Raw genomic sequence first — 13,118 nt, 5'->3', positions numbered from 1 at the left:
GAACACAATGGCCACCAATCCGCAAGCCGCCCAGTTGCCGCCGCTGTACAACGCGCTCGCGCCGCTTTCCTCGTCGGTGCATCAGACGCTCGGGCTGAAATCCCGGACGGGAGCGCCCTTCGCGCGCGCCCTGCACGCGATTCCGATCACGGTCGACGAGTTCCACCTCGTGCAGCGCCACTACCCGATCGTCTTCGCGGCGGGCCAGACGCCCGTGCCGCTCGCGCTCACCTCGCTCAGCGAGGGCCAGAACCTGTTCGTTGACGAAGCGGGCAACTGGCGCGCCGGCACCTACGTGCCTGCCTATGTGCGCCGCTATCCGTTTCTCCTCGCGCGGATCAATCCGCAGTCCGAGGAGCTGACGCTCTGCTTCGACGAGACGTCCGAAGATCTCGGCGCCGACGAAGGCGAGCCGCTGTTCAAGGAAGGCGAGGCGACCGATGTCGTGAAGAACGTCCTCGAGTTCTGCGAGCAGTTCGAAAACTCGATGCGCAAGACGCAGGCATTCGTGCAGGAGCTCGAAAAGGGCGAGTTCCTGATGGACGGCGAGGTTTCCATCCAGATGGACGGCATGGCGCAGCCCGCGATCTACCGCGGCTTCAAGATGATCTCGCAGGACAAGATCCGTGATCTGCGCGGCGATCAGGCGCGCAAGCTCATCCAGAACGGCATGTTGCCGCTGATGTATGCGCACCTCTTCTCGCTGTCCTACGTCACCGACCTCTTCTCGCAGGGCGCGGCGAAGGCCGCGGCGGAAAAGACGGAGGCCTGAGCGCCCGCCCGCGCTGTCTTGCACCGCAGGGGATTCGCCTTAGAGTTCCGGTACGTGCAGGGCAATCGCGGGAGGGGTCTCATGGCGACGGTTCACAGCAGCTATTCACGAACGGCGATCACGCTTCACTGGCTGATCGCCGTTCTCGTTTTCGGCAATATCGTCGGCGCGGTCTACGCCGAAGGGCTCCCGGACGCAGAGCGCGGTGCCATCATGGGCATCCACAAGTCGGTCGGCATCACGGTCCTCGCGCTCACGCTGTGGCGGCTCGTGCTGCGGCTGAAGGCGGGCTTCCTCGTGCTGCCCGCGCACATGAAAGCGTGGGAGATCGCGCTCGCCCGCTTCACGCACATCGGTTTCTATGTGCTGCTTCTCATCCTGCCGCTGAGCGGCTGGGCGTTTGCCGCGAGCCCCGAATGGCCGCTCGTGTGGTTCGATCTCGTGCCGCTTCCCGATTCGCCGCTGGGGAAGGCCGGCCGCGGTGTCTTCCATGCGCTGCATGGGCCCGCCGCGTTCCTTGCGCTCGTGCTCGTTGTTCTGCACGTCCTCGGCGCTTTGAAGCACCATTTCATCGATCGAGACGACGTTTTGTCGCGGATGCTCCCTTTTTTGCGAAAAAATCGGACCGACGCTTGAAAACTTAACAATTCCGGCCCATCTAGATTTCAGGCGGCGCTGCGTTCCCCCCCTTTTGCGCGGCACGCCCGCGTAGCATCATCTGACGAGGATGATGCCACGTCCTCCCTGAACCCTGGTCACTTCGACGTTTCGTCGAAGTGACCTTTTTTCTTTCAGGCGGCTTTATTCAGCTGCGATGGCCTGCGGTCTTCCGAACATTTGCGGAAGCCAGCCCAGAAGCTCGGTCACCAGGTTTTTCAGCGTTTCTGCGACGGAATCGAAGCCGGCGTGCCGTTCCAGCGTGTCCGGGTCCATGTAGAGCGTGCGGTCGATCTCGATCTGGATCGCGAATCGGTTCCGTGCGGGCGCGGCGTGGAAGCGCGTCGTATAGCCGCCCGCGTAGGGCGTGTTGCGCGCGACGCGCAGGCCCGCCCGGCGGAAGTGGGCCTCCACGTAGCGGACAATCGATTCGGGCGCGGACGTGCCGCCCGCGTCGCCGATGACGATCTGTGGCCGCTGCCGCGCGGGGAGGGAGAGTGGCGGCATCGAGTGGCCGTCGATGAGCAGCGCATAACCGTGGCAGGCGGCGGCGTCCTCGATCAGCGATGCAAGCCGCTGATGATAGGGCGCGTGCACCGCGGCGATTCGCTGCAGCGCCGACGCGCTGCTGATCCGCTCGCGGTAGATATGAAGCCCCGGCCCGGTGAGGCGCGGCAGCACGCCGAGCCCGGAGCGGACGCGCTCGGTGGCTTTCACCGGCCCCGCCGCCGCCGGATCGCTCAGCATCGAAAGGTCGATCTCCTGCGGATCGCGGTTCAGATCGACATAGGCCCGCGCCCAGCGTGCGGTAATCAGTGGCGCCCCCGATTCGGCGGCGGGTGCCAGCAGCTCGTCGACATAGGCATCCTCGGCGCGGCGCAGCCCGTTCATGTCGAGCGCGGCTGCGGAGAGAAACCCGGGCGGCAGCGCGCGGCCGCTGTGCGGCGATGCGAGCACCAGCGGTGCGGGCGTGCCGCGCGGACCCGAAACGAAGTGTCCGGGCATCAGCGCGGAGACAGAGGGTTCGGCGCTCAAGTGCGATGGTCTGCAGGGTGCGGCATGGGCGTCAGCCTAACCCTGGCGAAGCGAAAGCAAAAGAGGGGCGCCACGGGTTTCGGGCTGGCAAGCCCACGACAGGAAATGTTAAGTCCTCAGCCGTAAGAAGCGGCGGATAAGACCATGACGACACAACCTGAAGGCCGCATCACGGGCCGCATCCTGCTCGCGGAAGATGACGACTCCATGCGTCTTTTCCTGGAACGCGCGATTTCCCGTGCGGGCTACGAGGTCGTCGCCGTGGATCGCGGCACGGCGGCGCTGCCGCATATCGCGACCGGCAGCTTCGGGCTGCTGCTCACCGACATTGTCATGCCGGAAATGGACGGCATCGAGCTTGCCCAGCGCGCCGCGCAGCTCGCACCCACGATGCGCGTCATGTTCATCACTGGCTTCGCCGCCGTGGCGCTCAGCCGCGGCTCGGGCGCGCCGAGCGACGCGAAGGTGCTCTCCAAGCCCTTCCACCTGCGCGATCTCGTCGCCGAAATCGACCGCATCTTCGAAGGCGAATAAGCGGCTTGCGCCGCGCCCGGCGCTCGCCTAGAAGGCACGCCGCGTGGGCGCGTAGCTCAGTGGTAGAGCACTGTGTTGACATCGCAGGGGTCGCAAGTTCAATCCTTGCCGCGCCCACCATCAACTCCTTGTAATTAAAACAAAAATTCTCCGGCTTTTGCTGGATTATTCTTCCTTTTTCGCTCGCTGACACACTCTTGACACAGCGAGGTTTGGAAGTGGCGACGATTACGAGAAGGGGACAGGGTTGGTCCGTACAGGTCCGCCGCAAAGGTTACCCATCCCTCTACAAGACCTTCTCATCAAAAGCGGATGCCCAAGCATGGGGAAGGGCTCAGGAAAATAGGATTGATCAGCATGAACCTGCCGCTGATCCGAAGCTTCTAAAGAACGTCACCCTTGGGGATGTGATTCGCCGATACCTTGAAGAGGTGACCCCCCGTAAGCGTAGCGAAGAGAGTGAACGGAACAGGTTGGAGAAGCTGCTACGGGATGCTCTCTGCGACCTGCCGCTTGGGGAACTGACCAAGCAGGCTCTTGCTGTATACAGAGACAAGAGGCTTCGAACGGTGAAGCCCGGAACGATCAGGCGGGAAATTTCCCTCATCCATCACGCCTTGGACATAGCCAGAATAGAGTGGGGATATGCCCTGCCTCAGAACCCTGTGAAGGATTTGGCTCTTCCCCGTTTGAACAATGCAAGGACGAGAAGGCTTGAGAAGCATGAGGTGCCACGGCTTCATGCTGCCCTTCAGCAAACGAGAAACAAGCTCGTAGGGCCTGTGGTCCAATTTGCTTTGGAAACTGCCCTTCGTCGCTCTGAAATCCTCAATCTCCGTTGGGAGCATGTGCATATGGAAAGCCGTATTGCCCATATCCCTTGGTCAAAGACGGGCTACGGTCGGACCATTCCCTTGAACGATGGCGCTTTGAATGTGCTCTCAGAGCGTGCCCAAGAGGGAAAGGAAGGGTTGGTTTTCCCAATCACGGTCAACGCATTCCAGATGGCATGGGAACGGACCAGAGACAGGGCAGGTCTATCTGACTTTCGGTTCCACGACCTACGCCACGAAGCGATTTCCCGCTTCTGTGAGCTTGGGCTGAGTATCCCAGAGATTGCCGTAATCAGCGGTCATCGCGACCCGCGGATGCTCTTTCGTTATGCCCACCTACGTCCACAAGACATTGCTGCGAAGTTAGCTATGCTGTCGGTTGGGAGTCCTGCTCGATGACGGTCGCCCAACACCCCAACCGACATTTTCTATCGGCATAGGCAGGCTTCTCTCGGCACTTCGTAGAAGCCCCCCATGCCCCATTCTCAGCCAATCTTTGTGTTGCAGGCAGCAGCGTAACGCATTTCCCGGCGTCATAAAGCCCTCATGACCGGCGCTCGGACCATATCTTTACCGTCAAAATTGCCATGACATGACATCAAAAATGAATTTCGTTACCATCTTGCAACGAGTAAGCTTGCCTTAATACGCCTAGCGCTAGTTCGTAAGAAGCCGACAGGGGGACCAATGCTTTGCCGCCTTTTTGCCGCGATCGGCAACAGCGCACGCCTTTATAAAATTTGGCATACGCGCGAAGTGCTAATTTTTATGGCAGATCAAGCCACTAAGAATCGGCTTTTCTCGTTGAGAGGTGCTGAGAAGCCCAGCGCAAATTTGCCGTTTTCTGAGCTTTGTGAGCAATGGCAGCATAACAACACACTTCTTTTAGAAGGAGAAGGTCGCGTCGAGACGAGCGACTTAGGCCCCACGTCGGCAGGGGAGAAAATTCTTATGGTGCAGAATTTTGCGGCACCTTCGGGGAAAAGTTACATTCCTTGGGTCGATCAGGAGATTGTTTACCCCCGGCGATCCGCAAGATTTCTGTCAGATTGCACGAAACTCGAAATGCAAGATGGGGAAACTTGCAGCCATAAACAAGAGATTCAATTCAATAATTTACTTGATAATTTTCGATACGTATTCGCACTTTCACGTAGTGATGATGTCAAAAAGATTAAATATCTAGTCAAAATATCCATGAGACACGTTGCAACTATACAAACTAGATGGATACTTTTTATTCCCATCAAAAAGACAATTCTCATGGACAATGAAACTGGCATAGATTTTAGCTCTCCGGTTTATACAAAAGATGGAAGCTTTCACCCATACTCCGAAATACATGACGGAATAAGATCGATTACAAATTAATATTGAATAGCAATTTAAATATTGCATTAGGGACATATAGAGATGTCATCGATTAACATCCGAAGAACTAACAATAATTTTGTAACAGAATTTCATATTGGTAAATACAAGCTTCATCTAGAAGATAAATTCTCATTTATTAACCCAGATAGCGCTGAACTTCCGGTAGCTACGGCTATCCTTTTGGCAATGTTTGAAAGGATAGACATAGAAGTATATGACGACATTTTTGTCGAAGATGGCTTTTTATCGAGTTTAACGGCTGTACAGAATTTATTGAACCAATGGAGTCCAAATCTTAATCGAGTAAATGTTAAATCAAAAACAATGCATAAACAAAAAGACATGTCGATTGTAGGTATGAGCTTTTCAGGCGGTGTGGACTCTCTTTATACGTTTTTAAAACACAAAAATTCGGTCAGTCATCTAATCTTTTTAAAAGAATTTGAACCTGTTAGTTCCAAAGAAGAAAGTGAAAACGCTGAAATCCACTTGCAAAGATTTGCTAGTAATTTTGATAAAAAATTGATTTCTATTGATTATAGCGCTAGGCAATTTTCATCAGATACCAAAATATCTTGGAGATTTTTGCATGGTCCAGTCCTAGCTGGCTTGGCACTTTCTTCATATTGTTCTAGATTTTTAATATCATCGAGCTTTAATTATAGAATGTTGAAGCCATGGGGAAGTCACCCGCTTCTAGACCCCCTTTGGTCGACGGATAGCACCAAAATCGAACATATTGGCCTTGAAGCAACGCGTGTTCAGAAGACTGCGGCAATTGCGAGCGATCCAGAAATATATAGATATCTCCAAGTCTGCTGGTCATCTAACGCAAAAAATTGTGGTAAATGTGCGAAATGTGTGCGGACCGGTATTACGCTCCATCTGTTGGGGGTAGAGGAAGGCCCAGTTCCTTTGAAGGGTATAGAGCAAAAGGTTGAAAATTGGATACTTGAAGAAGATGGCGCGGCAGAACATGCCTTTCATCTTATGCATTTGGCGCGTGAGGTTGGTAATCGGAAACTGGAAAATCTCTTTTCGCGCAAGATATCATCGTTTGTAAGAAAACGTGCCCTTCAAGACGCGGGTCGTGAACTGATTGGCAGGCACTTGGCAAGGCTTTTGCGGCCCAAGCGGGATTGGCAGTCTGCGAATGTCCTTCTTCCAGACCCAAGTAAATTCCGCGATTAGCCCATGCGGGCAGGGAAAATTAATCTCGACAGAGATATGATCTCTTAGCGCCGAAGGGAGGCCGTCGTATGATCAAAAGGCTGTGGAAAGCTCTTTCTAAAAAGCCAGTCGTTTACCGTTTCTGGTCGACGCGTCAGCTTTGGGTTTTTCGGGCTGACAACCGGGACCGAGATAATCTCAAGTGGACTGAGCCATTTGAGGTGAATTCTATCGATGCTCTTGAGCGATTTGAACCTATCGAGCGATGGCACGACCGGGACACCTTCCTTGCTGATGCGAAATCCCGCATTGCGCGAGGCGGCGTAGCAGTTACGTTGGTAAGAGATGGAAAGCTCGTTTCCTGGAGCTTCGGCATTCCGACAACCGAGAGCTATATGCCGTATGTGGACCAAAAGATCATCTTTCCAACGAACGCTGCAAGTATATATTCGGGCTACGTTGCGCCATCTGAGCGTGGGAAAGGCATCCATAGGCAACAGCAGAATCGCCGTGTCGCTGCGTTGCTCGATAAGTGCGAGGCTATTTTCAGCTTTGCAGAAGGCGCCAACAAAGCCGCCATCAAAGCCGCAATGGGCAGCGCAATGCACCATGTAGCGACTTTGGAGACGCGGTGGAGGTTCTATAAACCACACAAACGCGTCATCGTTATTGATCCAGCGCTTGATATGCGATTTGAAGCACCGCTTTACACTTCTGATGGTGCGCAGTTGCAGGCGAAGCTCGATGCTCGTGCATCTCAAGGTGCTCTCTTGGAGCCGCAATAATCAATGCGATAACCCAGCCGGATCGATAACCTCCGTTTTCGTTACAAGCCCATAAGGTGTATCGAAAAATAGATTGACTCATTTTCGTTACATACTCATATTTCGATCTACATTTTAGATACAAGGATTCGAAGTATGACACGCACCTTCGCTTATTGCCGGGTTTCAACCATTGATCAGACAACCTCCAATCAGGTGCGTGAAATTGAAGTTGCCGGTTTTGCCGTGGATTCCAAGCGTATCGTTGAGGAAACCATATCCGGCTCTGTTGCAGCTATGGAGCGAAAGGGCTTTGCAAAGCTCGTAGATCGCCTTGAAGCGGGTGACGTGCTGATCGTGACCAAGCTTGATCGCTTAGGCCGGAATGCCATGGACGTTAGGGCAACAGTCGAAAAGCTCGCTGATGAAGGAGTCCGGGTCCATTGCCTTGCCCTTGGAGGTGTAGATTTAACCAGTGCGGCAGGAAAGATGACAATGGCAGTCATAAGCGCTGTTGCCGAGTTTGAGCGTGACCTTTTAATCGAACGGACCCAATCAGGTCTTGCACGTGCAAAGGCATCGGGGAAAGCTCTGGGAAGGCCATCAGCGCTAAATTCTGATCAACAGGCAGTCATACGCCAGAAGCGTGCTCAGGGGGCTTCCTTGGGCATTCTGGCAAAGGAATATGGGGTGTCTCGGGCTGCTATTCAGAGGGTGGAGAAAAAGTGCTAAAAGAAACTACAAGCATTTTTCAATCGCGCCACGCAACCTGTCGTCATATATTTTTCTAGACTTAGATTTTATTTCCCGGTTCACTCCATTATCTAAAATCTTGATTATTCCAGCGCCATAAATCTCGACTGTTTTTTCTCCGTGCACAACGGTCGGATAACCCCAATCACTGATTCCCTTTGAGAGGCAATATTCTAAGGAAAGCATTGATTTTTCAGATGAAAAGTCTTGCTGTGTTTTCATCATTTCCCACAATTCATCCATGCTGACCGCAAATGATGGGACGGAGAAAAAAGCCGTAACGAGTATGGCGACGATAGAGCGCTTATTCATTGATTCTGCTCGCTCTTATTGCGTTTCCATTCGGAAATGTCGCATGAATCTTTTGGAGAAATAGCGCAAAATGCCGCAGAAATTGAGTAGAATGATGCAGACGGAATATGGTCAGGTAGTTTGCATCCATTTGATTTCATAATATCGAAAACCATTCGAGATTGACTGATAATATTGCTATTTTCTGTTTCTCTCATGGTGGCCCGGATGGCGCTATTATCATGTCTATTTCTAGCATCGTTCAAAGCTAGCTTTTTGCTAGCATCCTCATAGTCGTTTCTCAGCTTTGCACATGCCTCTGGCTCTGCCTTAGCCTTGGGCTGCGCTTGAACAGTGCCACTCAAAGCTGATCCTACGAGGGCAAGACTGGCTGCAAACGAAACGGATGCAATGCTATTAAGCTTAAAAGACGACATGATTTTCCCCCTCAGTTGCTGGACATCTCACTACATCTACACGCTTTTGGTGTAAATACTCGGATCACTGACATGGCCTGTTATGCAGGCAAGGGTCTCTCAACACGGCAAAGGTTTTCATGACGCTCGATACCGGGCGCTGATCGAGAAGCTGATCGAGGCAAGGAAGATTCAGGCTTTGAGCCAGGATTCCCTAGCTTCCCTGCTTAATCGTCATCAGCAGTTCGTTTCCCGGTATGAGATTGGGGAACGCAGGTTGGATATCGTCGAGTTTGTGGACGTTGCCCAAGCCCTTGGGCTGGATGCATCGGACCTGATTAAAGGCCTTTGACGCTCAGTTCCGGCCGTATTTCCCCACTTTTGAGAACGTTTCTGTGTGAAAATTAAAACTCATCATTCATTTTCAGTATTATAAAGATAAATTGCAATTCGAATGAACAGCAAATCTCATGAATCCAAGTTAATTCTAAATCGAAAATCTGAAATATCAATAAATTCAGTAAGTTACTTAAACTTACCTTAAGAAAATAATTCTTTTTATAAATGCGAAAGTGTGAATTATTTTAATTTAAGTTCACAAACATTTACCTAATGGTACGGGCAGTATTCAATTATTTCTAGGACTTCGCCTCTGAAAATTAGAACGGACTTTTAACATATGCCTCTATAATGTCTTTTAAAGCCCACACAGAAGGAGGGTGATAATTGGGCACCATGGTAGCCGAGCATGATCAAAACGTGCTCTACGGGCTTTAAAACAGATTCTAGGGCATATTGATTAATAGCGTTACTCTTTTTTCTTGAATATCTTATTCAAAATTACGATTTTATCTTCAGAAATGCACTTTTTCACATTCTTTCTCTTCAGAAGTTCAGAAAATGCGCTTGCACTAACACCAATTTCTTCCCTGATCGCCTTTTTGGTTATCGACGTTATGCCCTCTGAGAACCGTTTCCGAAGCCCATCGATCAGTTTGGCGGCATTACCTGTGAGGAGCTTGGTTACAGGCTCCCACGTGTTGACGGTGCAACCCGGGAACGTTTCTTCCAACATGCCCTTATTTACCGTGCCCTTGCCAATGATGTAGGCGACAGCGTCACCGCATTTGCCGTCCTCATCTACGTTCCGGACATTGCTACGACAAATGGCCTGTAACAGATGGTCTTGATGTTCCGACCGCTTCAGGTGACCGATATCGTTCTTGTCAATGGGGGCACATGCTTTCGTGCCCGAAGCAGCCCTATAGATCGCCCTGTAGTCACTTTCACGGTAATGCATAAGGCCGATGACCATAACATGTTTGATGTCACGGAATTCATTCGTGGCCTTGTGTAAGCCCCAATGCCGGAAATGCAGGCGATCAGGGTTCGCCACCAACTTTCTAAGCTCGTTTTCAAGGCTATAGCCTTTCAGCTTCTCGTCATCCTTGTGATGAATGATAAGCCACTCCTCACGGTCACGATTGATCACCTCTGCAACGTGTTTGAGGATTTCCTCCCTATGATGGGAATGCAACAGTTCCGTTTTTCCCGATGCCCGATTCCAATGATGGATCGTCAAAGGGGAATAGTCATGGTTATGGGAAAGGAGCCTGACCAGATTCCGCTTATGTTTTTCCCAAATGCTGTAGGTGGCTTTTAAACGCCCTGAGCCGTCGAGGATCACAGCGGGAGCAAAATCATCCGGAATGCGACGGATAAGGCCAATAATGGATTTGCCACCACCAAAGTCCTTGCTGATTTCGAGCCTTTGCCCCTGAAGAGAGGTGAGATCGCTCACTAAGTCCCGATGCTTGTCCGTGATTCCTATGATTTCCTTAAGTTGGTCGGGGGAGGGGAAATCCTTAAAGCTGGGGAATTCAACAAGTTCACCGGTAGGCCTAGCCATTACCGTGGTCTGAACCGCCTCCAATGCCTTGATGAACGTCTCCCAACGATGCCGCAAAGGCGCATACAGTTTGACCATCTCATCCATAGGAATTGATCTGGGAGTGGCAGGCAACAGCGATTCATCCCAAATCCGGAGTGAGCGAGGTTTACCTAAAAAGTAAAATTCTTCGCATTTCTCGAAGCTTTCCCGGATGTATCTGCGGAACTTTTCTTGCGTGGTCAAAAGAATGCGGGCTAATTCTTTGTTATCCGCGCCCCTACCATAAGAGCTCAAAACGCTATCGGAGCACCAAACGGCGAAGTCGTCGTAATCTAATCCGGCAATAGCTATAAATGATTTAATCTCTTCAATGGTATTGAAGAAGATTACGATAGAACACTCCGCAGTACATTTAATAAAATCTAACTCCTTTAAAAACTCATAAATTAAAGTTGTTTTTCCTGAACCGGGATCAATTGAGGAAAGATAGAATTTCCTTTCACAATATTTTTCAAAAAGCTTTAAAAGTATATTATTTAAATCATTCAAAGCCAAATCTTTTGACTTGGATGTATAAAGTTTCTTTATAGACGGGTCCAATTTAGGTTTAATAATAATCTCTTCAATAAGACTTTTTCTTAATTTAAGCATAAATTTAAAACCTAAGAATATAATCATAAGTAAGTTCATATTTCTCTATATATAACTATATGGAAAGTTATGAACTTGGTTTCGATTGGAACATTACTGACGCCGGGATGCGTAAAGTGAACCGCTCTTGGGCGTTTAATTAGGGATTGACTTGACGACGTCAATGCCATGCAAATTGATATTGTTTATTTAGTTTATTTGATATGAAGATAGATAATATTATCAGGCTATATCAATCACTTGCGGAATGGGCCGCAGGCGAAAAAAATTTAAAAAAATTGGGAAGAGTAAGGAAGGGAGGGTTAGGCAAAGCTGTTCATCAGGCGGTCAATATTGACACAATCCTGACACACCGGACCCTTGATTATGGCAGGGAATGCCGGTAACTTTCAAAAAGAGCGTTAGAGGAAGTTGTTAAATTACAAGAAGTTGTGAAAGTGAGTCGACTGTCTTAGTCTTCTGAGAACGTGTTGACATCGCAGGGGTCGCAAGTTCAATCCTTGCCGCGCCCACCATCTTCCCCGCTATTTTCCCTGCGTCTTCATCAGAAATGCGCCCATCTCAGGCTGCGTGAGATAGCGGCCGTAGCCGAATTTGCGGCCCTCCTTGTCCGTATACTCGTCGATCTGGTCGGCTTCGGCTTTCAGCAGCTCCGCGCCCTTGCCGCGCGCGAAGAAGGGGACGAGTTGGTTGGAGTGCGAGTTCCACGCCCATGAATAGCCGGGCAGCTTGCCCGCGCCGTTGTTGGTCACACGCTGGAACGGCTCGTCGAGTTTCGGGCCATAGAGCAGGTGGTCGTGATCGGCGGTGACGATGAGCAGCGTGTCGTCCCAGCTTGCCGCGCTTTCCGGGCTGTCGACCCACGCGACCACGGCGCGCACGGCGTCGTCGAACGCCATGTATTCCTCGATCATGCGCGGAAAATCATTGGCGTGCATCGCCCAGTCGACCGCGCCGCCCTCGATCATCATGAAGAAGCCGTCGGGGTCGGTGCCGACGTGCTTCAGCGCCGCGATCGCCATCTCGTCGAGCTTCACCATGCCGGGCGTCAGCGGCACCGCGCCCGGGTCCGCCGTGCCGCGCGCGACGTTCGCCGGATAGCTGCGCTGCGCCTGCAGCGTCGGGTTCACCGCGGCGATCATCGCCAGCGGCTTCGCCGAGGTCGCCTTGCCGTCGGCAAGATCGCGGATGTCGCCCGCCGTCTCGACCAGGTTCCAGCGCGAGGTCGGGGCCTTCAACTCCGCCCACAGCTCGGGCGGTATGAACTTGAAGCGGATTTCGGCGTGCTCGTCGGTGATCGGCTTGCCGTCCTGGTCATAGTCCGGGTTGCCGCCGCCGCCGATCACGTCGAGCGATCCGGCGAACATTTCGCGCGCGAGGCCGTGATAATCGTCGCGGTCGGGATTGTGTGCGCCGCCGCCGGCTGCGGGCGTCGCGTGGTTGAACGGCACGCTCGACAGGCTGCCCGTCATCTTGCCCGCCGCCTTCGCCGCTTCAGCGACGGACCGCACGGGCTTTTCGGCGCCGTCCACATCGATCGCGCCGTCGAAGGTGCGCACGCCCGTCATCATCGCGGACATGGTGTTGGCGCTGTCGGGTGCGATGCGGCGGTGCCACTGGTATCCGGCGAACAGCGCCGGATAGGTGCTGCCTTTTTCCGCCATGCCCTTCACGGGGCGCGTGTCCCACGCCTTCGCGGGGTCGTAGACGGCATCAGGATCCTGCGCGTAGGGATCGCCGCCTTCGGGCACCTTGCGCTGCATACGAAGGCCGTAAGTTACCATCGAGGCGCGCACCCAAGGCCCCGTGTCCATCGTGAGCGGCCGCCCGGTCCAGAAGCGCGTTGCGGCGAGCGTGTTATGCCCGGCGCCGTCGGCGATCATCACGATCACGTTTTTCGGCATGTCCGCGGCGATTGCGGGTGTGGCGGTGGCAAGCAGCAAAGCGGTGACGAACGCGCGCATGGTATCCCCTCAA

The 13,118-nt window shown here is 52.5% G+C and carries 14 protein-coding genes and 1 tRNA gene; 10 read left to right on the top strand and 5 right to left on the bottom strand.

All coding sequences use genetic code 11. From position 1 onward, the window contains the following. The first annotated feature begins 7 nt into the window (after nt 1-7). Complete coding sequence (locus H2052_RS08990; protein ID WP_293780444.1) at nt 8-772, top strand: SapC family protein; 765 nt, start codon at nt 8-10, stop codon at nt 770-772. Between the two features lie 81 nt (nt 773-853). Further along, nucleotides 854-1,408: a cytochrome b gene (locus tag H2052_RS08985; protein WP_293780441.1), complete on the top strand. Its 555-nt coding sequence runs from the start codon at nt 854-856 to the stop codon at nt 1,406-1,408. A gap of 165 nt (nt 1,409-1,573) precedes the next feature. Here the strand turns inward: H2052_RS08985 and H2052_RS08980 are convergent, their stop codons facing one another. After that, nucleotides 1,574-2,464 carry an N-formylglutamate amidohydrolase gene (locus tag H2052_RS08980; RefSeq protein WP_293780438.1) on the bottom strand — a complete coding sequence of 297 codons (891 nt, stop codon included), beginning with the start codon at nt 2,462-2,464 and terminating at the stop codon, nt 1,574-1,576. Between the two features lie 144 nt (nt 2,465-2,608). Between H2052_RS08980 and cpdR the strand changes: the two genes are divergently transcribed. The 7 genes from cpdR (at nt 2,609) to H2052_RS08945 (ending at nt 7,871) form a co-directional block, all read left to right on the top strand. Next, nucleotides 2,609-2,998 carry a cell cycle two-component system response regulator CpdR gene (cpdR, locus tag H2052_RS08975; protein ID WP_293780435.1) on the top strand — a complete coding sequence of 130 codons (390 nt, stop codon included), beginning with the start codon at nt 2,609-2,611 and terminating at the stop codon, nt 2,996-2,998. A 45-nt stretch (nt 2,999-3,043) separates the two neighbouring features. Next, nucleotides 3,044-3,118: transfer RNA gene (locus H2052_RS08970), tRNA-Val, on the top strand. A gap of 98 nt (nt 3,119-3,216) precedes the next feature. Then, nucleotides 3,217-4,230 (top strand): site-specific integrase, encoded by a 1,014-nt coding sequence (locus H2052_RS08965; RefSeq protein ID WP_293780432.1) that lies wholly within the window; start codon nt 3,217-3,219, stop codon nt 4,228-4,230. A gap of 288 nt (nt 4,231-4,518) precedes the next feature. Further along, the gene (locus tag H2052_RS08960) at nt 4,519-5,202 is read left to right on the top strand and encodes a hypothetical protein (RefSeq protein ID WP_293780429.1); all 684 of its coding nucleotides are present in this window, start codon (nt 4,519-4,521) and stop codon (nt 5,200-5,202) included. A 42-nt stretch (nt 5,203-5,244) separates the two neighbouring features. After that, complete coding sequence (locus tag H2052_RS08955; RefSeq protein ID WP_293780426.1) at nt 5,245-6,396, top strand: hypothetical protein; 1,152 nt, start codon at nt 5,245-5,247, stop codon at nt 6,394-6,396. 68 nt (nt 6,397-6,464) lie between these two features. After that, nucleotides 6,465-7,160 (top strand): hypothetical protein, encoded by a 696-nt coding sequence (locus tag H2052_RS08950; RefSeq protein WP_293780423.1) that lies wholly within the window; start codon nt 6,465-6,467, stop codon nt 7,158-7,160. Nucleotides 7,161-7,295: 135 nt separating this feature from the next. Continuing rightward, complete coding sequence (locus H2052_RS08945; protein WP_293780420.1) at nt 7,296-7,871, top strand: recombinase family protein; 576 nt, start codon at nt 7,296-7,298, stop codon at nt 7,869-7,871. Nucleotides 7,872-7,877: 6 nt separating this feature from the next. On the opposite strand, the gene H2052_RS08940 is transcribed toward H2052_RS08945, so the two are convergent. Together H2052_RS08940 and H2052_RS08935 are read right to left on the bottom strand one after the other, a co-directional pair. After that, nucleotides 7,878-8,204 carry a hypothetical protein gene (locus tag H2052_RS08940; RefSeq protein WP_293780417.1) on the bottom strand — a complete coding sequence of 109 codons (327 nt, stop codon included), beginning with the start codon at nt 8,202-8,204 and terminating at the stop codon, nt 7,878-7,880. Then, entirely contained in the window at nt 8,201-8,620 is a 420-nt protein-coding gene (locus H2052_RS08935; protein WP_293780414.1) for a hypothetical protein, read from the bottom strand. The genes H2052_RS08940 and H2052_RS08935 overlap by 4 nt, the downstream gene beginning before the upstream one ends. Before the next feature lie 82 nt (nt 8,621-8,702). Here H2052_RS08935 and H2052_RS08930 point away from each other — a divergent pair, with 82 nt between their 5' ends. Beyond that, complete coding sequence (locus H2052_RS08930; RefSeq protein WP_293780411.1) at nt 8,703-8,951, top strand: helix-turn-helix transcriptional regulator; 249 nt, start codon at nt 8,703-8,705, stop codon at nt 8,949-8,951. Nucleotides 8,952-9,407: 456 nt separating this feature from the next. Here H2052_RS08930 and H2052_RS08925 read toward each other — a convergent pair whose 3' ends face one another. Both H2052_RS08925 and H2052_RS08920 read right to left on the bottom strand, forming a co-directional pair. Next, on the bottom strand, nt 9,408-11,168 hold the full coding sequence (locus tag H2052_RS08925; protein ID WP_293780408.1) for a hypothetical protein: 1,761 nt from the start codon (nt 11,166-11,168) through the stop codon (nt 9,408-9,410). A 497-nt stretch (nt 11,169-11,665) separates the two neighbouring features. Then, nucleotides 11,666-13,105 (bottom strand): alkaline phosphatase, encoded by a 1,440-nt coding sequence (locus H2052_RS08920; protein ID WP_293780405.1) that lies wholly within the window; start codon nt 13,103-13,105, stop codon nt 11,666-11,668. Nucleotides 13,106-13,118 lie beyond the last annotated feature (13 nt).

Origin of the sequence: Sphingosinicella sp., from assembly GCF_013911755.1 — a bacterium.
Lineage (GTDB): Bacteria > Pseudomonadota > Alphaproteobacteria > Sphingomonadales > Sphingomonadaceae > Sphingosinicella.
This window is presented reverse-complemented; position numbering and strand designations above follow the sequence as displayed.